At 68.6% G+C, this 19,329-nt stretch carries 16 protein-coding genes and 8 pseudogenes; 14 read left to right on the top strand and 10 right to left on the bottom strand.

Annotated features, from left to right (window positions below; translation table 11 throughout):
• Window positions 1-192: 192 nt before the first annotated feature.
• On the bottom strand, window positions 193-750 hold the full coding sequence (locus K415_RS0111425) for an AAA family ATPase (RefSeq protein ID WP_081784985.1): 558 nt from the start codon (window positions 748-750) through the stop codon (window positions 193-195).
• A gap of 360 nt (window positions 751-1,110) precedes the next feature.
• On the opposite strand from K415_RS0111425, the gene K415_RS0111420 reads away from it, so the two are divergent.
• Window positions 1,111-2,010: an ArdC-like ssDNA-binding domain-containing protein gene (locus K415_RS0111420; protein WP_024287184.1), complete on the top strand. Its 900-nt coding sequence runs from the start codon at window positions 1,111-1,113 to the stop codon at window positions 2,008-2,010.
• A gap of 35 nt (window positions 2,011-2,045) precedes the next feature.
• Here K415_RS0111420 and K415_RS23970 read toward each other — a convergent pair whose 3' ends face one another.
• Window positions 2,046-2,189 (bottom strand): DUF6119 family protein, encoded by a 144-nt coding sequence (locus tag K415_RS23970; RefSeq protein WP_155859443.1) that lies wholly within the window; start codon window positions 2,187-2,189, stop codon window positions 2,046-2,048.
• Window positions 2,190-2,232: 43 nt separating this feature from the next.
• Between K415_RS23970 and K415_RS0111410 the strand changes: the two genes are divergently transcribed.
• Together K415_RS0111410 and K415_RS0111405 are read left to right on the top strand one after the other, a co-directional pair.
• Window positions 2,233-2,646, top strand: a complete 414-nt coding sequence (locus tag K415_RS0111410; protein WP_155859442.1) for a hypothetical protein — start codon at window positions 2,233-2,235, stop codon at window positions 2,644-2,646.
• Between the two features lie 77 nt (window positions 2,647-2,723).
• Window positions 2,724-3,113, top strand: coding sequence for a DUF2511 domain-containing protein (locus K415_RS0111405; RefSeq protein ID WP_024287182.1), 390 nt, complete (start codon window positions 2,724-2,726; stop codon window positions 3,111-3,113).
• Window positions 3,114-3,491: 378 nt separating this feature from the next.
• Here the strand turns inward: K415_RS0111405 and K415_RS0111400 are convergent.
• The 3 pseudogenes from K415_RS0111400 to istA all read right to left on the bottom strand — a co-directional run.
• Window positions 3,492-3,809, bottom strand: a pseudogene (locus K415_RS0111400) (integrase core domain-containing protein); the annotation flags it as partial.
• Window positions 3,810-3,816: 7 nt separating this feature from the next.
• Window positions 3,817-4,518: pseudogene (locus K415_RS24295) on the bottom strand (IS30 family transposase); the annotation flags it as partial.
• 153 nt (window positions 4,519-4,671) lie between these two features.
• A pseudogene (istA, locus tag K415_RS24290) lies at window positions 4,672-5,511 on the bottom strand (IS21 family transposase); the annotation flags it as partial.
• 131 nt (window positions 5,512-5,642) lie between these two features.
• Here istA and K415_RS0111390 point away from each other — a divergent pair.
• The 3 pseudogenes from K415_RS0111390 to K415_RS0111375 all read left to right on the top strand — a co-directional run.
• Window positions 5,643-5,859 (top strand): annotated as a pseudogene (locus tag K415_RS0111390) (transposase); the annotation flags it as partial.
• Between the two features lie 60 nt (window positions 5,860-5,919).
• Window positions 5,920-7,033, top strand: a pseudogene (locus K415_RS23965) (IS3 family transposase).
• Between the two features lie 32 nt (window positions 7,034-7,065).
• A pseudogene (locus tag K415_RS0111375) lies at window positions 7,066-7,287 on the top strand (IS630 family transposase); the annotation flags it as partial.
• Here the strand turns inward: K415_RS0111375 and K415_RS0111370 are convergent.
• Complete coding sequence (locus K415_RS0111370; RefSeq protein WP_155859440.1) at window positions 7,284-7,478, bottom strand: hypothetical protein; 195 nt, start codon at window positions 7,476-7,478, stop codon at window positions 7,284-7,286. The pseudogene K415_RS0111375 and the gene K415_RS0111370 sit on opposite strands and share 4 nt — an antisense overlap.
• A gap of 496 nt (window positions 7,479-7,974) precedes the next feature.
• Between K415_RS0111370 and K415_RS23525 the strand changes: the two are divergent.
• From K415_RS23525 to K415_RS24675, 4 genes and pseudogenes are all read left to right on the top strand, one after another.
• A pseudogene (locus tag K415_RS23525) lies at window positions 7,975-9,332 on the top strand (IS1380 family transposase).
• A 422-nt stretch (window positions 9,333-9,754) separates the two neighbouring features.
• Window positions 9,755-10,363, top strand: coding sequence for a TetR/AcrR family transcriptional regulator (locus K415_RS24285; protein WP_024287175.1), 609 nt, complete (start codon window positions 9,755-9,757; stop codon window positions 10,361-10,363).
• Window positions 10,364-10,394: 31 nt separating this feature from the next.
• Window positions 10,395-11,609, top strand: a complete 1,215-nt coding sequence (locus K415_RS0111355; RefSeq protein WP_024287174.1) for an MFS transporter — start codon at window positions 10,395-10,397, stop codon at window positions 11,607-11,609.
• A gap of 264 nt (window positions 11,610-11,873) precedes the next feature.
• Window positions 11,874-12,341, top strand: a pseudogene (locus K415_RS24675) (IS1380 family transposase); the annotation flags it as partial.
• A gap of 9 nt (window positions 12,342-12,350) precedes the next feature.
• On the opposite strand, the gene K415_RS24670 reads toward K415_RS24675, so the two are convergent.
• Genes K415_RS24670 through K415_RS0111340 form a run of 3 tightly spaced genes read right to left on the bottom strand, consistent with a single transcriptional unit; the run spans window position 12,351 to window position 15,354 of the window.
• Window positions 12,351-12,620, bottom strand: a complete 270-nt coding sequence (locus K415_RS24670; RefSeq protein ID WP_231494990.1) for an integrase core domain-containing protein — start codon at window positions 12,618-12,620, stop codon at window positions 12,351-12,353.
• A complete protein-coding gene (locus K415_RS24665; RefSeq protein WP_024287172.1) occupies window positions 12,548-13,012 on the bottom strand; it encodes a hypothetical protein in 465 nt (154 codons plus the stop codon). The genes K415_RS24670 and K415_RS24665 overlap by 73 nt, the downstream gene beginning before the upstream one ends.
• Window positions 13,013-13,071: 59 nt before the next feature.
• The gene (locus tag K415_RS0111340) at window positions 13,072-15,354 is read right to left on the bottom strand and encodes a bifunctional diguanylate cyclase/phosphodiesterase (RefSeq protein WP_081784980.1); all 2,283 of its coding nucleotides are present in this window, start codon (window positions 15,352-15,354) and stop codon (window positions 13,072-13,074) included.
• A 164-nt stretch (window positions 15,355-15,518) separates the two neighbouring features.
• Here K415_RS0111340 and K415_RS23505 point away from each other — a divergent pair, with 164 nt between their 5' ends.
• Genes K415_RS23505 through K415_RS0111330 form a run of 3 tightly spaced genes read left to right on the top strand, consistent with a single transcriptional unit; the run spans window position 15,519 to window position 16,569 of the window.
• A complete protein-coding gene (locus tag K415_RS23505) occupies window positions 15,519-15,896 on the top strand; it encodes a helix-turn-helix domain-containing protein (protein WP_369795219.1) in 378 nt (125 codons plus the stop codon).
• A complete protein-coding gene (locus K415_RS0111335) occupies window positions 15,896-16,264 on the top strand; it encodes a cupin domain-containing protein (RefSeq protein WP_024287170.1) in 369 nt (122 codons plus the stop codon). Before K415_RS23505 ends, K415_RS0111335 begins: the two co-directional genes overlap by 1 nt.
• A 56-nt stretch (window positions 16,265-16,320) precedes the next feature.
• Complete coding sequence (locus K415_RS0111330; protein ID WP_024287169.1) at window positions 16,321-16,569, top strand: SCO4226 family nickel-binding protein; 249 nt, start codon at window positions 16,321-16,323, stop codon at window positions 16,567-16,569.
• 183 nt (window positions 16,570-16,752) lie between these two features.
• Here K415_RS0111330 and K415_RS23500 read toward each other — a convergent pair.
• Window positions 16,753-17,596 (bottom strand): IS5 family transposase gene (locus tag K415_RS23500; protein WP_369795279.1). Its coding sequence is split into 2 segments (ribosomal slippage): window positions 16,753-17,301 and window positions 17,303-17,596, totalling 843 coding nucleotides; the frame shifts between segments, so codons are not numbered across the junction.
• A gap of 252 nt (window positions 17,597-17,848) precedes the next feature.
• On the opposite strand from K415_RS23500, the gene K415_RS0111315 reads away from it, so the two are divergent.
• On the top strand, window positions 17,849-19,201 hold the full coding sequence (locus tag K415_RS0111315; protein ID WP_024287166.1) for an IS1380 family transposase: 1,353 nt from the start codon (window positions 17,849-17,851) through the stop codon (window positions 19,199-19,201).
• Window positions 19,202-19,329: the final 128 nt, after the last annotated feature.

The raw sequence follows: 19,329 nt of genomic DNA, 5'->3' as shown, positions 1-19,329 counted from the left end.
CCGGACGATGGATCGCCGAGAAGCCAGGGGGTACTGGCGCGGTGCGCACATCCCAGAAGTCCTCTCCGTTGAGGTGATGTCATCGTTGTCATCTTCTGCGATGTCATCGATGTCATCCGCAGCGATATGACTATCGAGGACCGGTGACATGGTTGTCAACCCGCTCGGGCCCAAGACCGGCGGACGCTCGGATCAGGCGAGCGCGGCGCGCAGGTGACGAGCCTGGCTCTCCGGAGCGGCCGCGGCATCCACGACGATGTGCGGAGCCCGGGGAGGCTCAAGGTCGAGGCCTGCGAGGTAGGCATCGAGGTCTGCCAACTTGGCCGCATCGCGACTCAGACCACGCTCGCAGATGCGGCGGCGGAGCTCTGGCGCGTCGAGGCGCAACCACCCGAGCACGGCCCGCCCGCCGACCGCTGCGATCTCGGACTCCCAGCGCGCCCATTGCTCGGCGTCGCGCCGTTCAGCGGTGAAGGGTGCGACGAGGATCGCAGGAACCCCGGCGGACACGCAGTCGGCGGCCACCCTGGCGAGACAGGAGTAGCGCGCAGGCCGGACCAGACCCGCCAGGCACGCGTCGTCATAGTCGGTCGCACCGATCAGCCCGGCCACGACGTCGACGAGTGGATTCGTCATCGCGTCCTGGTCGAGGATGGCGGCACCGGCGATCCGCGCGAGCTCACGGGCGGTCGTGGACTTCCCGGCACCGGGAGCGCCGGTCAGGGCGAGCACCCAGGGTTGCTTTGACACGCCGCGAGCGTAACCCTCGTACCGAGGTTCTCTGCGGCCGCGCCCAGCCCAACCGAGAGGACCGCGGTGGTGAAGGGCATCGGCGCACTGACGCGCGGCGCGGTGCTGGTCGAGGTCTCAGCCTCGATCCACCGGTGAATGTGGTGTGTTGAGCGGGTCGTGACGCACGAATGTCCTTCTGACCTGGGACGATGGGACCTGTCGAGGGCTCCAACGCACCGAGAAGAAGGACATCCGGTAGATGCGATCTTGCCACAGCCTCTCGGCAGGTTTCGATGATCCGAACCTCGTGTCGTGCGCCGGGTTGATCCCGGTGATGGCGTTGGCCGAGCGGGTCGCGGACCTTGCCACCTCCGACGGGTGGGCCCGGATGCTCGCCGCCGCACCGCGGTTCCACGACTACCGTCGAACATCCTGCTGGTCGGCGCCCAGCGCCCTGACGCCACCCGCGTCGCAGGGTTCCGCACCTGGCACGCCCTCGGGCGCCACGTGAACAAGGGCGAGCACGGCATCGCAATCCTCGCCCCGTGCGTCTACCCCACCCACCCGCTGGACAACGCCCCACGGACACCCCAGGCCGATGCGGCGCTCGGCCGCGAGTCGCACTCTCGGCCCGCGTCATCGCCGAGCGAAGACGAGCCCGCTGCGAAGCGGGTGCTGCGCGGCTTCAAAGTCGTGCATGTCTTCGACGTCACCCAGACCGATGGGGAGCCTCTGCCCGACGTCGAGCGCCCACTACTGCACGGCGACGCGCCCGACCGCCTCTGGGACCACCTCGTCGGCCTCATCGCGGCCGATGGGTACCGGGTCGAACGCGGACCCTGCCACGGCGCCAACGGATACACCGACTACACCCACCGCATCGTCCGGGTACCCGACGACGTCGAGCCCGCCCAAGCCGCCAAGACCCTTGCCCACGAGCTCGGCCACATCCGCGCCGACCATGAGCACCGCTTCACCGACTACGCCACCAGTTCGGCCTGCCGCGGCCAGGCGGAGGTCGAAGCCGAGTCCATCGCCTACCTGATCACCGCTCAGGCCGGCCTCGACTCCGCGACCTACTCAGTCCCCTACCTCGCGAGCTGGTCCGGTGGTGACATCGACCTCCTGCGAGAGTCGATGGCGAGGGTGGTGACGGTGGCACGCGCCGCCACAGGCGACAACAGGGTCGGCATCTGGCCACCCGCCCCCGAGGCCCTTCCCGCAGGCCAGCACCCCGGCCCGGCTCCTACTGCAGCTGCGCCCGGACCCGCGAGGTGAGTTGCAGAGAACTGACGGGTCGACTGCGCGACGACTCACCTGGCCTCGACGCGGTCGAGCGTGACATCGATACCGAGGTTCTGGAGTGCCCGCGCGGACTGCATCAAGTTGAGCTTGCTGAAGAAGGGCAGCCAGTCGTTGCCTGCCGGGGCCACACCCCGGTCCCGTTCACCGTTCACCTGAACGTGGCGGCCTGACGCCATGGGCCGCGACACTCAGCCCATGGACCCGGAGCCCACACGCGCGCAGGGGCGCGCCCCGGAGGCGCACGCTCGGCCGCTCAACATCCCTCCCCGGTTCCCCCGCCCCGCCGACGACGCAACCGTGCAGATCGTGACCCTCTACGGGCCACCCGGCCCCACCGAGGCACCCGCCGGGTGGCTCCTGTGCGACGCCACCGCCGACTCCTTGGAGTGGATCAGCGCCCACCACGATGACCCAGACTCCGTGCCCGCCATCGTCGCAACGGACGCCGGGACGGCGGTGCTCTACGGCCTCCGAGACGGGAAGCCCGCCGGGCAGGTCTGCCAGGCGTTGCGCCTGGCGTGGCTCTCCACCGCGCCGCGCACCACAACCGCCCCTGAGGTGCGCGCAGAGGCCGCCGAGGCTTGGGCCACCCTCACTTCGTTGGAGTGACGGCCGCCCGACTTGGCGACCGTCGCGGCGCCTTCATCGGGCACCCCGGACCGGATGAGGTGCCCTAACTTGGCACCATGGCGGAATCGGAAGTGCCCAAGAACCGGAAGCCCCTCCTTGTCGGGTGCCTCACCGTCGCAGCGCTGGTCATCGGCATCCCTGTCGCCTGCACCGCGCTGCTGAGCGCCCGCGACCCCAGGGACACCCACGACGTATCTGCCGACAACGCGGAAGCGCTGGGGTACCAGTGGCCATTGACCGTGAGCGAGGGCCTAATCTGGTGTGTCGGCGCGGGGCGGCTGGTGTTTGAGGCGGACGGCACTCAGTACGCGCTGAACGGCCTGGCCAAGGGGACCGGTGAGTACGCGGACATTGAGGCGATCTGGCTCGACGACCCCGAGGTGGACGGGCTGAAGGTGGGGATTGACGGCCTGATCGGCTGGGGGAATTCCGTTTGCGGTTACTGAGCGGCCGTTCTCGCGGCTGCCCGGGGCGCGTCGTCGGCATCACGCCACGCTCTTGCCGCCGGGTCGCCGTCGCCAGTGACTCAGACTCCCCGTTCCGGAGAACAGCCGGACTGGCGCTCCGCGCAGAGTCTCGACATGACGTGCGGCGCCGGGCGCTACCGTCGGAACCGTGAGCCTAGATTCCCAAGCGGTCAAAGCAGTCGTTGACGGATTCGTGACGCTCTGGAGCCTGACCGGTCCCCTGATTGGCGGCGTGATCGGGGCGGGGCTGGTCGCGAGGAGCCAGAGGAACGTGGAGCACCAGCGAACCCTCGCTGCCATCGCCGCGGAGCACCGGCAGGCCAACCGCGACCGGTACATTGATGCGCCCCGGGTTCGCTACAGGGCGGGTTCTCCCACGAGCGGTCGCTGCGTGGGGGTGATCTGACGGTAGTACTCGTTCTCGACCTCGACCGGTGGCCGGTAGTCAAGGGCTGAGTGCAGCCTGGTGTGGTTGAACCAGTCGACCCAGCCCAGGGTCGCGAGCTCGAGGTCGTCGACGCCCTTCCAGGGCCCCTCCCAGAAGACGAGCTCGGTCTTGAACAGCGCGTTGACGGCCTCGGCCATCGCGTTGTCGTAGCTGTCCGCGACGGTCCCGATCGAAGCCTGTAGGCCGGCTTCGGCGAGCCGCTCGGTGTAGCGGATCGAGGTGTATTGACCGGATTCAACCGGTCGATGCAACACCGGCTTGTTGGAGCAAGAGTAGGTGCTCGTTGAAGGCTTCGGCGGGGGTCTTCCAGCCGAGGGTCTTGCGGGGCCTGGTGTTCAACGCGTGGGCGACGGCTTCGAGGTCTTCGGCGCTCCAGCGGGACAGGTCGGTGCCCTTGGGGAAGTACTGGCGCAGCAGCCCGTTCGTGTTCTCGTTCGTGCCCCGCTGCCACGGGGACTGCGGGTCGGCGAAGAACACCGGGATGCCGGTGGCGACCTTGAACTGGGCGTGGGCGGGCATCTCCTTGCCGCGGTCCCAGGTAAGTGAACGGGCCAGTTGCGCCGGCAGCGTGGACATCGTCGTAGCGAGGGCGTTCTTCATGGTGATCGCCCCGTAGCCGCCCAGTGCGGGACCGTTCCTGGGCGTCTCCTTGTGGCGGTAGCCCTCCTCGCGGGGAAGGTGCACCAGCATCGTGAACCGGGTGGTGCGCTCCACGACGGTGCCGATCGCCGATCGCTCCAGCCCGATCAGGAGGTCACCTTCCCAGTGCCCGGGGACGGCGCGGTCTTCGACCTCGGCGGGGCGTTCACTGATCAGCGTCTCGGGCGTGACGTGCGCCCAGGTCTTGCGCCGCGACCGCTCCCGCGGCGCGCGCAGCGCGCGCCCGGTGCGCAGACACCACACCAGCTCGCGCCGCAGAGCACCACGGCCCTGGATGTCGGGTGGGACGGAGTACCGGTTCCCGCGGAAGGACACCATCGCCTGCGCCGAGACGGTCCGCTCGACGCTCAAGGTCGCCGGGAACGGGGCCGGCACCGGGCGCAGCAGCTCGGCCGCGGTCAAGGCGCCGACCGTCGTCTTGCCCGCCTGGGTGGACCGGATCCGGGCGTCGGCGCGCCGCGCGCACCACGTGTCCAGCCGTGCCTGGGCTTCCTCGATGCTGACGTTGTCGGGCAGGGTCCGCCAGAACCGTTGCGCGGCGACGTGGTTGGCCTTCTCCACCACGCCCTTGCGGTTTCCGCGCCGCGGCGGGCACGGGCGCACCACGACGCCGTAGTGCTTGGCGACCCCGGCGAACGACGCGCTCACCTTGCCCGTGCCCGGGCTGATCACGGTCGCCATCCGGTCGAAGCGCCAGTCCCGGGTCAGTCCGCCCAGCGCGCGGGCGATCCGGTCCAGACCGTCCACGAGGTGGGGCTGGTCCTCGGACTCACACAGCACCCCGCGCCACGCCCCGGAATGCGACAACGCCCCGACGAGCAGGTGGGCGTGCGCGCCCCATCCCCACGAGGGAGGCGGGTCGGGCAGCTCGACCCAGTCCCACTGCGTTTCCTCGCCGGGCGGGTGGTCGATCACCGCGATCGGGCGGCCCGTGGCGGGCCGGCACGGCTCACACGCCGGGCGCAGCCCGCGGGTGCGGATCTGGCGGGTCATTGTCGGATACGACCCGTCGTAGCCCAGGTCGGTCACCTCGTCGAACAAGGTCCTGGCCAACAGATGCGGGTCATCGGCCAGGCGCTGCGCGCAGTACGGCGCGAACACCTCGAAGAAGTCCGGGACGGTCCGGGCTCGGACCCCGGCCTCACGATCCCCGGACAGGTAAGCGCGGATGGTCTTGCGGTCCCTTCCCAGGTGACGGGCGATCGCGGAGATCGTCCACCCCTGGCGGCGCAATGCGTGCACGTCGATGTCGTCCTCCCGTGTGAGCATGAGCGGAGGGGCTCCCTTGAGCTGGTCGGAGGTCAGAGACCGCCAGCCTTGAGGGAGCCCCGCCCGACTCGGCGGAGCCACGCGGGTGGGGAATTTCAGTGAGCAGAACCGGGGAACTTCAAACGAGCGTCATCATCGCCACCGGCGAGGTCGCTGACGCCTGCTACGACCGGCACCGTCACGAGGAGTTCCTGCGGTTTCTCAAGCAGGTCGCCAAGGCCTACCCGAGGGTCAAGCTGCACGTGGTCGCCGACAACTACGCCACCCACAAGCACCCTGCGGTCAAGGCGTGGCTGGCGAAGAACCCGCGGATCACGATGCACCCCGACCTCGGGGTCGTGGATGAACGGGTCTGCTGCACGGATAGGTGACACCTGATCTGTGGGGACGAGGGTCCCCGCTGAGAGGATGTTCACCGTGTCAAGACGACCCCATCCGAAGGAGTTCCGCGACGACGTCGTGGCCGTGGCTCGCCGCGGCGAGGCGCCGATCGCCCAGATCGCGAAGGACTTCGGGATCTCCGACTCGTGTCTGCGCAACTGGTTGGCTGCCGCCGACGTCGCCGACGGTCACCGCCCTGGCGTGACGGTCAGCGAGTCGGCCGAGGTGCGTGAGCTCAAGCGCCGCAACCGGCTGCTGGAGCAGGAGAACGAGATCCTGCGCCGAGCTGCGGCCTACTTCGCCCAGGCGCACCTGCCGGGAAAATGATCTACCCGCTCGTGAGAGAGCTCGCCGGCGACGGGATCCCCGTCGTGGTGACGTGTCGGGTCCTGAAGCTCGCAAGACAGCCCTACTACCGCTGGCTCGCCGCACCCGTCGGTGCCCGCGAGCTCGAGGAGGCATACCTGGCCAACGTGCTCTTCGACGCCCACCACGACGACCCGGAGTTCGGTCATCGGTTGCTGGCCGACGAGGCCGCCAGGGCCGGCTTGCGCGCCTGTGACCGGCGGGTGTGGCGGATCTGCCGGGACAACCGCTGGTGGTCGGTGTTCGGCAAGAAGCGTGCCAAGAACGGCAAGAAGCCCGGCCCACCCGCGCACGACGACCACGTCCGGCGCCAGTTCCGCGCCGAGCGACCCAACCAGCTGTGGCTGTGGGACATCACCGAGCACCCCACCGGTGAGGGCAAGCTCTACCTCTGCGCGATCAAGGACGTGTTCTCCAACCGGATCGTCGGGTACTCGATCAGCGACCGGATGAAGTCCCGAATCGCAGTGAACGCCCTGGTCAGTGCCGTCGCCCGTCGCGGGCAGGTCGCCGGCTGCATCGCCACGACCTGGTCGGCTCGATGGGGCAGGTCGCCTCCGCCGGGGACAACGCTGCCATGGAGTCCTTCTTCAGCCTGCTGCAGAAGAACGTCCTGAACCGGCGCCGATGGGCCACCCGTCAGGACCTGCGGATCGCGATCATCACCTGGATCGAACGCACCTACCACCGCCGCCGCCGCCAAGCCCGCCTCGGACGCCTGACACCGATCGAATTCGAGGCCATCATGACCACTCAGGTCGCACTCGCCGCCTGAGCCCGACTGTCACCTATCCGTGCAGCAGACCCAACCTCGTCGAGACGTTCTTCGGCATCATCACGCGTCAGGCGATCCGCCGCGGGACGTTCACCTCCGTGTCCGACCTCGAGGCGGCGATCGGCACCTACATCGACGCCTGGAACGAACGTTGCGAACCGTTCCGCTGGGTCAAGGACGCCGACACCATCCTCGCCAAGGACACCCGCCCCAAGGTGACGAACACACAAGACACGTCAGTTACACGCCGCTAGGTGAGTTCGCGCCCGTTGTTGAAGTCGATCACGAGCTGAGTCACCTGCTGCCTCAAGAGCCGCCCCAAGCCGTCCCAGAGCACCTGAACACGCTCCGGTGGTGCACCGCGTTGGTAGGCATCCCACCAGGCGTTCCTAGCGGCGAGGATGTCCTCATCGGTCAGATCGACCCGCCACGCCACATCCTCCACGCTGCGAGTCTGACGCACGGCGACCACGGGCGCATCGCCCGCCGGAGTGAATGTGACGGGAAGGTAAACGAAGCGGGCGCCATGGGCAGGGGACGGTACGCCGCACCGATCCCGGCGAGATCAGGTCTCGCTGCCTGACCGGACGGGTCGTCGACCGCTCTGCCGGGTGCCGCGTCACGCATTCGCCGATGGTGCTGACAGCTCGTTACAGGACACGCGGGGTTGAGCTGTGGGATGCCGAGGGCGGGGTCATCAAGCCGGGTGAACGTCGACGCGTTCGTGTGTGGCTGCTGTGGTCGGGGCCGAGGCCACGACAAGGGTGCAGTCCCAAAGCGCCGGGAAGTTTGCCCGGGTCATGCGGTCGGCCTCGGCTCAGCCTCGATCCACCGATGAGCGTGGTCTTCGGTGCGGGTCGTGACGCACGAATGTCCTTCTGACCTGGGACGATGGGACTTGTCGAGGGTTCCAACGCACCAGACAAGGGGACATCCGGTAGATGCGAGTTTGCCACAACCTCTCAGCGGGTTTCGATGACCCGAACCTGGTGTCGTGCGCGGGTCTGGTCCCGGTCATGGCCTTGGCCGAGCGGGCCGGGTTGCACGACCTGGCCGCCGCCCATGTGCGGGTCCCGGGGTCGGCCGGGTCGAACCCGGGGGTGAAGGTCGCCGCCCTGGTCGCAGGGATGGTCGCCGGGGCGGAAATCGACGCCATGGACCTGCTGCGCCATGGTGGGATGGGCTGGGTGCTGACCGCCGGGCGGGCACCCTCGACGTTGGGCACGTTCTTGGGGGCGTTCACGTTCGGCCACGTGCGCCAGCTCGACGCGGTGGCCTGCAGGGTGCTGGTGAACCTGGCCGGGCGGGCGCCGACCAGGTCGCGTTCGTGGATATCGACGACACGATCAAGGCGACCTACGGGCACAAGAAGCAGGGCGCCGGGTACGGGTATTCGAAGGTCAAGGGTTTGAACGCGTTGCTCGCGACCTGCTCGACACCACTGTCGTCGCCGGTGATCGCCGCGACCCGGCTGCGGGGGTGGGTCGACGAACTGCGCCAAGGGCGCGGTCCGGTTGGTTGCTGACGCGCTGGTGACCGCGGCCAAGGCCGGCGCGACCGGGCAGGTCACTGTTCGCTGCGACTCGGCGTACTGCAACCACGACGTCATCGCCGCAGCGCGCACCGGCGGGGCCCGGTTCTCCATCACCGCCCGCATGGACCCCGCCGTGACCAGGGTGATCACCCAGATCCCCGACTGTGCGTGGGTGGGAATCAAGTACCCCCACGCGATCTACGGCGAGCAAGAGGGCCGGTGGGTCTCTGACGCCGAGGTCGCCGAGACCTCCTTCACCGCGTTCACCTCACGCAAGAAGTCCGAGCACATCAGCGCCCGGCTGATCGTGCGCCGCGTCAAGCGCCTGAACCCCACGACGGTCCCGGCCGGGCAAGGCGCCCTGTTCACCACCTGGCGCCACCACGCGGTCTTCACCGACTCCGGTGAGGCGATGCTGGCGGCCGAGGCCACCCACCGCGACCACGCCATCATCGAGAAGGTCATCGCCGAACTCAAAGCCGGGCCCCTGGCGCACCTGCTGTCGGGGTCGTTCGCCGCGAAGGGCGCCTGGCTCGTGCTGGCGGCGAGCTCGTTCAACCTGACCCGCGCCGCCGGAACCCTGGCCTCCAGGTTCCACGCCCGGGCGACGACCGCCACGATCCGGACCCAGCTCATCGCCGTGCCCGCCCGCATCGCCCGCTCCGCCCGCCGGCCCGTCTCCACCTGCCCGAGCGATGGCCCTGGGAAGACCCCTGGCAGGCGATGTTCACCGCCGCCGACGAACCACCCGCCTGCGCGGCCTGACCACCCGGCCCCAGCGGCGCAACCAAGAACCCGAAGTGAAAGACCCGGACAGACCGGCAACCCACCCACGCCCGAATCAGAAATCACACACCCACGGCCCGATCAGGTGTCACCAGAAAGCCGACCGGTGGATCGAGGCTCACACGGCACCGCCGACCAAAGCGTCACGGACAACGTGCCGGTCTTGCGAGTACACCCCGGCGGCGGCAACGGCACAGTGCGGGGGGCCCAGCGGTGGCGGCCTGCCTAGCGACCGTCCGGCGCGCTCGGCGAAGTCCACCGCGTCGATCACACGTAGTCGGGGAGCATCCGCTCCTTGCATCACGCCGGGCACACGGCGCAACGACGCAACTCGGCGCCGTCACCACGAGCAGAGACGAGCTGTCTTGACAGACTTATACATACAGGGTTGTCTGTTAAGCGTGAGAAGAACCGCAGAAGATGCCGCCGAGACGCGGCGCACCATCATCCGAACGGCACTCCGGGAGTTCGCCACCCACGGTTGGGCTGGTGGGTCGTTGGTGGTGATCGCCCGTAGAGCCGGGCTGACCAGGGGCGCGGTCTACCACCACTTCGAGAGCAAAGAGGCACTGTTGCGGGCGGTGTTGAACGAGGAGTGGGTGACGCAGATGCAGCCTGTCCTAGACACCCTGGGCGCAAGCGGCGTTTCCCCGCTAGGACGGCTCGTGTCGTTTCTGGAGATGTATATCACGCTGCTTGGCACTGATGAGGCGTTTCGCGATCTGACCGTGGTCTCCACGGTGGTTGCCCCGCAGGCTGTCGAGCTGACCTCCGGCATTGAGGAAAAACGAAGCGCTCTCACCGGCTGGGAGGAGCATCTCAGCCAGACTCTCACAGAGTGCGGTCCGCTGCGCGAGGGGATGTCGGCGAGTCAAGCCGTGTTCGTGATCATGACATTCGTCCATGGCCTGACCTTGACCGCGGCTACAGAGGCGGCGTTGTTACCACGCGGTGCCGCCATTTCCTCCACCAGCCGGGCCATCCTCTACGGCCTGGTCCCCACTCCATAGACAGAACCAACCCAATAATCGAGGACCCTTCATGACAACAGCCCCACCCAACGCAACGTCATCCAACATTTCGGGCGCAACACGACCCCGGGCAGCAGTCGTCGTCGCGTGCATCGCCCTGTTCACTGACATGCTCGTCTACGGGCTCGCTATTCCGGTGCTGCCGCTCTTGGATGCCACGGTCAAGGCCGGACCCGTCGGCACCGGCGCATTGTTCGCCAGTTATGCCGCGGCAATGATTATCGCTACTCCCATCGCGGGGCGCATAGTCGATCGGCGTGGACCTCGCGGTCCGCTCCTGATCGGGCTCATCGGGCTCGCCACCGCAACCCTCCTGTTCGCGGTCGGCGGGCCGTACTGGCTCCTGCTGCTCGGACGCATCCTGCAGGGTGTGGCCGCCGGCATGTCCTGGGTCGCCAGTCTCGCCCTGATCGCCGCGGTGATCCCGCTTCCCAAGCGGGGAAGATACATGGGGATCGCGATGAGCATGATCGCCCTCGGCACCCTCATCGGTCCCCCGATATCCGGTCTTCTGGTCCACAACTTCGGCACCGCCGCCCCATTCATCCTCGCGACCGGTATCGCCCTGGCTGACGGTGTGCTGCGGATCGTGTTCATCAAACCGATGCCCGCACCGACCGATGACCCCACCGGCCCTCTGGCCGTGCTCCGCGTGCCCGGGTCCCTCTCGGTGATCGGCGTAGTCGCCCTCAGCGCGGCGATCATCGCCACGATCGAACCGACACTCCCGCAACACCTGAACACGGGGTACAGCGTCGACGCGCTCGGCATCGGACTTCTCTTCGCCCTGCTCGTCACCGTGGGCGTCCTCCTCAACCCGATCGTGGGCAACCTCGTCGGCAGAATCGACGCCCGCTACCTCGTCGCCGGCGGCGTCCTGCTCGCCACGACAGGACTGCTTGTCCTGGGGCTCGGGAACCAGCTCTGGCACATCATCATTGGCCTCGTGCTGCTCGGTGCGGCGATCGCGTTCTTCTCCGCACCCTCCAGCACCCTGATCGGCGTTCAGGGTATGCAAACAAGACCCCCAGCCCTCGGCGGAGCCTACAGCCTGTACAACCTCGCCTACGCCGTCGGCCTCATGACCGGCCCCGCTCTTGCCGGGATCCTCGTCGGCAGCATCGGATTCCAGGCAGCGTTCATCACACTCGCCGTGACCACCGGACTGCTCGGCGCGAGCACCCTCCGCAAACTTCCAGCGGCATTGATAACGGCGGCCAAGTAAATGACGGTTTCCCGTCCCCGATGAAGGTCAGCCAGAGTGTCCCAGTCGCGGCAAAACCGAACGAGCGTAGCCGTCTTACGCTGATGTGAGTGCGTTGCGCTGACCCACCTGGGGTCTGGTGCCTCATGCGCTCGAGAGGTTCAACCTGGATCCACCGATGAGCGTGGTGTTCTGAGCGGGTCGTGACGCACGAATGTCCTTCTGACCTGGGACGATGGGACTTATCGACGGTTCCAACGCACCGAGAAGAAGGACATCCGGTAGATGCGAGTTTGCCACAACCTCTCAGCGAGTTTCGATGACCCGAACCTGGTGTCGTGCGCGGGACTGATCCCGGTGATGGCCTTGGCCGGGCGGGCCGGGTTGCACGACCTGGCCGCCGCCCACGTGCGGGTGCCGGGCTCGGCCGGGGCGAACCCGGGGGTGAAGGTCGCCGCCTTGGTTGCGGGGATGGTCGCGGGCGCGGACAGCATCGATGACATGGACCTGCTGCGCCACGGGGGGATGGACCGGGTGTTCACCGCGGGTCGGGCGCCCTCGACGTTGGGGACGTTCCTGCGGGCGTTCACCTTCGGCCACGTGCGCCAGCTCGACGCGGTGGCCCGCAGGGTGCTGGTGAACCTGGCCGAGCAGTCACCGTTGCTGGTCGGCGCCGACCAGGTCGCCTACCTGGACATCGACGACACCATCAAAGCGACCTACGGGCACAAGAAGCAGGGTGCTGGGTACGGGTGTCCCGCGTCAAGCAGATGGCAGGTTGTGGGGCTCGGGAGAGTTGGGGATCTTCGGGTCGGCCAGGCCGAGGTGGACCTCGATCGGGCGGCACCAGGAGAGGTTCTCGTGGGGTCGGACGGTGTTGTACTCGATCCAGTAGTGCTCGGCGTGGGCGGCCAGGTCGATCGCGTCGGGGATCTCTTCGAAGGACAGCCGTTCATACTTCAGCGACCCGAAGCCGCGTTCGCGTGAGCCGTTCTGGCCCGGGGTGCGGACCCGGGTGCGGACGTGGCGCAGCTCGGGGTGGGTGGTGATGAACGCCTCGAACCGGAACGAGCGCCACCGTTGTCGGTCACGATCGTCACCACGGGCACCACGTTGCCCTGGTCGTCGACGGTCGCGAGGTCGCGCAGGGGCCGGCCGAACAGCTCGGCGGCCTCGGCCAGGGCCAGCTCGACCGCGGCGATCGCGTCGTGCATGTTCGCGGTCGGGGAGATGTGGAACCGGCGGGCGTCCTTGGACCAGTAGTCCCGGCAGCCGGCGATCCGCCAGGTCAGCAACCCACCCGGGCCGACCAGGTCGATCCCGGCCGCCCGGGCCTGCTCGACCATCTGCGCCGCATGCTCACGCTGCGCATGCTTGTCCAACACCGTATCCGTCCTCGTCACGGACTCGATCGTCTCGGTCATGCTGCCTGCTTCCCCGCCAAGCCACGCTCGGCGTGTCCGGCCAAACAGCACTTGCACCGTTACTCGGACAGACCCCTGTTGAGCACGTGCGTTCCGAGGACTGCGGGAAGTCGTTCCTGGATGCGTGCAACGAGCTCGGGGACGAGCGGGGCCGGCACCGGGCGCCCGAGTCCGAAGCCCTGAGCTGCGAAGCACCGCATGTCTCGGAGCATGAGCAGCGTCGCGTCGTCCTCGACCCCTTCAGCCACCACGTCAAGGCGCAGCACCCGTGCCAGCTCGACGGTCGAGCGCACGATGGCCGCGCTCGCATCGTCGTCGATCATTCCGGTGACGAACGAGCGATCGATCTTCAGCCGCCGGACCGGCAGTCGCTGGAGGTACGCCAGCGAGCTGTGGCCGGTGCCGTAGTCGTCGATCGAGAGCATCACGCCGAGCTCCGAGAGTGCGCTGAGGACCTGCATCGAGCGCCGTAGGTCGACCATCGCGGTGCCCTCGGTGATCTCGAGCTCGAGCGATCGTGCCTCGACGCCATGTCGAGCAAGGGCCGCGCGCACGTCACCGACGAGGCCGGGGGCTAGCAGGTTGCGTACCGACAGGTTCACTGCGACCGTCAGGTCCAGGCCTTCGCGCCGCCAGCGCGCGCACTGGTGCAGCGCGCTGTCGAGCACGTACTGCGTGAGGGGGCCGATGAGTCCGATGTGCTCGGCCGCGGGGATGAAGGCGTCCGGTCCCAGCAGCCCGTGGCGCGGGTGCTGCCAGCGCACGAGGGCTTCGACCCCGAACACGCGCCCGCTGCGGATCTGGAGCTGCGGCTGGTAGTGCACGACGAGGTCGGCGTGTTCGATCGCTTCGCGCAGCTCCGCGATCACCATGGGCGCGAGCGTGCCGCCCTTCGCCATCTCGATGCCGTAGCGCGCTGACCGGTCCGACCGCGCCCTGGCGGCCGACAACGCCGCGTCCGCTCGGAGTAGCGCGACCGCCGTTTCCGGTCCGTCTTCGGGCAGGACGAGGGCTCCGACACTCACCTCGACCGAGACGGACAGGTCGGCCAGGTCCAGGGGGAGCTCCAGGGCCATTCGGATGCGCACCGCCTCGCAGTAGGCCTGCTCACCAGTGGTGATCGACGGGTCCAGGACCCCGAACGTGTTGCTGCCCATCCGCGCCACCAAGGCGCCCCCGCCGGTCAGCTCGCCCAACCGGACGCCGACCGCGTGCAGGATCGCGTCGCTCGTGCGGGATCCGAGGGTGTCGTTGATCTCGGAGGACCGCTCCAAGTCGATCAACAGGAAGCCCGCGACCTGCCCGTGCGCATCGCTGAGGAGCCCGTCGAGCCGATCGACGAAGAGTCGGCGGTTCGCCAGACCCGTCCCGTAGTCGGTGTCCGCGAGCAGACCGAGCCGGTCCGCTTGGTGCTCCAGCTGGCGCACGATGCGGACCATTCGGACAACAAGGAGCGGCACCATCAAGCCTGACGAGATCAGGACTGCAGCGTTGTGCGGCGGGACGCCAGCGATCACTTCGCCGGCGAGGAGGGCCGGTCCGACAGCTACGGCGGCCGCTAGCGCCACCATCCGAGGCACCGACAGCCTCCCGGCGCGCTCGGGTGCCGGCGCGGACAGTGCGCGCATCGACGGGTGCAGGGCCGCCGCACCCATCAGCACGTAGGAAACCAGCCACCCGAGGTCGAGCAGGTGCGTATGGGCGGCGATGGCGGGCACGAACACCCCCGCCGCGAACACGCTGTCGGCGACCAACAATGCGCCGAACGAACCCGCGACCAGACGGGACGCGCTGTTCCACACCCTCTCCGCCATGGCAAGCCGCACGAGCATGGTGAAGAGCAGCACGTCACCCAGCGGATACGCGACGCCGACGACCCGGGTGAGCATCGGCTCACCGTCGGCGGTCCAGGTCGGCTCGATCAGGAACACCCAGGAGAGCAGACCGAGACCGACCATGAGGATTGCGGTGTCGAGGAGCACGGCCGAACCGCGTGCAGGGCCGCGGCTTCGCACGAGCACCCACAGCCCGCCGGCAAAGAGGGGGTATGCGGTGAGGTAGAGCGCGTCGGCCGGCGAGGGGAACGGCTCGATCAGCGCCACGTGCTCATACCAGCCGTACAGCCCGTCCGCCGCGACCCAGGTCACGGTACCGGCAGCCATCAGGTACCACGCGACGGGGTGGGCCGGCCGGTACCTACGAACGCCAACCATGATCGCGGCAGCGCCGGAGACGCCTATCAGGCAGTAGACGACATCACGGCTCACCCCGAGCGGCAGCGCGACGCAACCCGCGGCGGCCAGGACGCCGAGGAACAGATAACGGCGCCAAGACGCCTTCACTGCACAGCCACAGCACTTTCATCGGCATTTCGCGGCCGAAGGTGAGGGCTTTCGGGGCTCATCGGACATCCGGTAGGGGCGCGGCTCGCCGGTGAGCGCGGTGCGGGGTCGTCGCGGTTGGTCGTGGACGGCGGCTGCGCCGGCTGCATGACGTTCCCGGAGCCGTGCCGGTGGTGGTCCGGTGGCGCCAGCGCACGTGGCGGTGCCCCGACCCGGGGTGTCCGGTCGGGGTGTTCGTCGAGCAGCACCCCACTCTGGTCGCGCCCCGCGGGTCGCTTAGCTGCAGGGCCGTGACCTGGGCGATCACTCAGCTGCGCCACGAGCACGCCACAGTCGCTGGCCTGGCGCGCCAGCTGGGAACCTCGTGGAAGACGGTGTGGCGTGCGGTCCGACCCCGGTCGGTTGAGCTCGCCGACGACGAGTCCCGGCTCGAGCGGGGTCGGCTCGGGTGGGGCACCCTTCAGGATGGTGATGAGCCCCATTGTTCGATGTCGGGCACCGGCGTAGGTTCGAGTGCACCACGCGATCGAGGAGGCTTCTGATGGCTGGACTGGAGTTGAAGAGTTTCGATGCACCCGATGACGTTCGGCCGTTCGCGGACAAGGGTGAGGCGCAGGTTGTGACGCTCGCCGGCAGTTCGGTGCTCAAGGCTCGGTTTGAACCGGGCTGGCGGTGGTCTGAACACCTCCGTCCCGTCGCCGGCACCGACAGCTGCCAGTCACCCCACTTCCTCTACGTGCTCTCCGGGCGGATGCACGTGGTCATGAACGATGGCACAGAGGCCGAGGCCGCACCCAACGACGTCGTGCGCATCGAACCTGGCCACGACGCCTGGGTCATAGGGGACGAGGCATGCGTCGTCGTCGACTTCGGGGCGTCCCCCGCCTACGCCTCTCCCCACAGCACCTGATCCGGAGTAGAACCGGTGCTAATCGGGCACCGCTTGCCCCTCTGGAGGTTCTTGCCATGCCCAAGTTCATGGACGTTCACCACGGGATGCACGGCATCACCCCCGAGGCCCTAAAAGCCGCGCATCAGGCGGACCTCGACATCCAGGGTGACGAGGGGGTCGACTTCCAGAGGGCGTGGGGTGACCCTGACTCCGGGATGGTCTGGTGCGTTTCGGAGGCACCCAGTGCCGAGGCGGTCAAGCGCATCCATGAGCGCGCCGGTCACCCGGCCACCGAGGTCTACCCGGTCCCGGTGGAGGTCTAGCCTGACTCGTGCCACCCTCGGCGCCCGGATGTGACGGCGGACCGCTGACCTGCTGATTCGTCTCGCGGGTGGGCGGAATCGAACCGACTTGGGCCGCACCGGCTCCAAGGCCACGGGTGCCGGCAAGGGGTCGGTCAGCCCGCCAAACCCTGGAGCACGGGCGGCCCCTGGATCGCTCGCCCACTAGGCCGTGTTGACTAAGTCGGTCTTGATCCAGATGAGGGTGGCAGCGAGCTGGATCGCGGCGCGGTAGCTGCGGGCGGTCTTGTCGGTGCGCATCGCGATGCCGCGCCAGCCCTTGAGCGTGTTGAAGCACCGTTCGACGACGTTGCGGCCGCGGTAGCGGCGGCGCTGGTCGGGTCCGAAGTCGATCGGCCGTCCGGGCTTCTTGCGGCGGTGGGCGATCTGGTCGTCTCGTTCGGGGATCGTCGCGGCGATCCCGCGGGCCCGTAGCCAGGCGCGGTTCGCCTTGGAGGGGTAGCCCTTGTCGGCCAGGACCCTGTCCGGGCGGGTGCGGGGGCGCCCGGCTCCGGCCCGCGGGACGCGGACCTGGTCCAGCGTGGCGGCCAGCATCGTGGTGTCGTTCACGTTCCCGCCGGTGAGCACCCAGCTCAGCGGGCGGCCCTTGCCGTCGGCGACAAGGTGAACCTTGCAGGTCAGGCCGCCGCGGGAGCGACCGATCGCGTGGTCAGGCGGTTCGGCCCACGGATTCTTGTGATTCGCCAAGGCCCCCTGTGTCCCGGGTTAGGGTCGCGCCGTGCTGGTGGACGCGGGTGATCGTCGAGTCGATCGAGACCACCCAATCCAGGCTTCCCGCCGCGTCGGAGCGACGCTGCACCTCGGCCAGAAGCCTCGCCCAGGTGCCATCGGCGGCCCAGCGCGTGAACCGCTTGTAGATCGAGTTCCACTTACCGAACCGCTCCGGTACGTCCCGCCACGGCGCCCCGGTGCGGTACTTCCACACCATGCCCTCGACCGCCAGACGGTGATCGGTCCACGGACGCGAACGTCCCGAGGCCGCCGGCATCAGCGGCTCCAGGACAACCCACACCTCATCAGAGATCTCACGACGCGCCACCGGTCAAGACTCCCCGAACAACCCCCGAAACCTCTTGATCAACACGCCCTAGGTGGCGTTAACCTCGCCCTTTCACGGCGGTGGCGTGCCGAGGACGTGAAAAGTGCTCCTGACCAGGGATGATGTGGCTTGTCGAGGGCCGTATCAGTCCAGTTCGAGGAGCACCTTCCAGGTGAAGAAGCGTACCGGTTTCTACCACGGTTGACCGTTGACGCCGACGGCGGGTCGGCGGTCGGCCAGGCCGGCGGGGTGCTGCTGACCTCGACCGTGCGGGCCGCTGGTCTGGATGTCGAGTTGTCCCGGGCGTTGGCGCCGTGGCGGTCGCCGTCCGCGACGCACGACCCGGCCAAGGTCCTGCTGGATCTGGCCATGACCCTCGCCCTGGGTGGGGACACCTGCTCGGACCTGGCCGTGGTCCGCGCCGAGCCTGCGATCTACGGTTCGGTGGCCTCCGACCCGACGCTCTCACGGGTGCTGGCCCGGCTGGCCGGCGACGCGGACGCGGCCCTGGCCGCGATCAACCGGGCCCGGGCCGCCGCCCGCGCGAAGGTCTGGAAGGCAGTCGGCGTCCACGCTCCAGACCATGGCCGCGACGCCGCGCACCCGCTGGTCATCGACATCGACGCGACCCTGGTCACGGCACACAGCGATAAGCAGAACGCGGCGCCGACATTCAAGCGGGGGTTCGGGTTCCACCCGTTGTGCGCGTTCGTCGACCACGGGCCCGAGGGGACCGGGGAGCCGGTCGCGGTCCTGTTGCGGGCCGGGAACGCGGGTTCGAACACCGCCGCCGACCACCTGCACGTGATCTCGCAGGCGCTGGCACAGATCCCGGGGGCCACCCGCGGCAAGTCGATCCTGGTCCGGATCGACGGGGCCGGCGGGTCGCACAAGGTCATCGAGGCCCTGACGAGGCGACGGCTTGCGTACTCGGTCGGGTTCACCCTGCCGCAGAACACCCCTGACCTGCTGGGGCTCATCCCCGAGCACGTGTGGGCACCGGCCTACGACGCGGTCGACCAGGTCCGCGACGGCGCGTGGGTCGCCGAGCTGACCCACCTGATGGACCTGTCCGCCTGGCCGAAGGGGATGCGGGTGATCGTCCGCAAGGAACGACCCCACCCCGGCGCCCAGCTGCGCTTCGAAGACGTCGACGGCATGCGGATCACCGCGTTCGTCACCAACAGCACTCAAGGCCAGCTCGCCGACCTCGAGCTGCGCCACCGGCGCCGAGCCCGCTGCGAAGACCGCAGCCGCATCGCCAAGGACACCGGCCTGAACAACCTGCCGTTGAAGTCGTTCGCCGCGAACCGGATCTGGTGCGCCGTCGTGGCCCTGGCCGCCGACATCACCGCCTGGATGGGCATGCTCGCCCTGACCGGGCACGAGGCCCGGCGCTGGGAACCCAAGACCTTACGGTTCCGACTCTTCACGATCCCGGCGACCCTGGCCCGCTCCGGGCGGCGCGTCCGCCTGCACCTGGCAGCCCGGTCGCCCTTCGCCCCGCTGCTCCTGGCCGGGCTCTGTCGACTCGGAGCACTGGCTCCCGGCTGACACCGAACACCACCGCCCCGACGACCCCGAGCACACCCCCGGCCACTGGAACCGGCGCCCAACCCGCACGACAGCGGGCCGCCGTGTCATACCCACCGGCCAGAATCAGCAACCAGCACGACCATCGA

The organism is Cellulomonas sp. KRMCY2 (genome assembly GCF_000526515.1).
Taxonomy (GTDB): Bacteria; Actinomycetota; Actinomycetes; order Actinomycetales; family Cellulomonadaceae; genus Actinotalea.
Note: the sequence above shows the minus strand (reverse complement) of the source record. Positions and strands in the feature narration are given on the sequence as shown.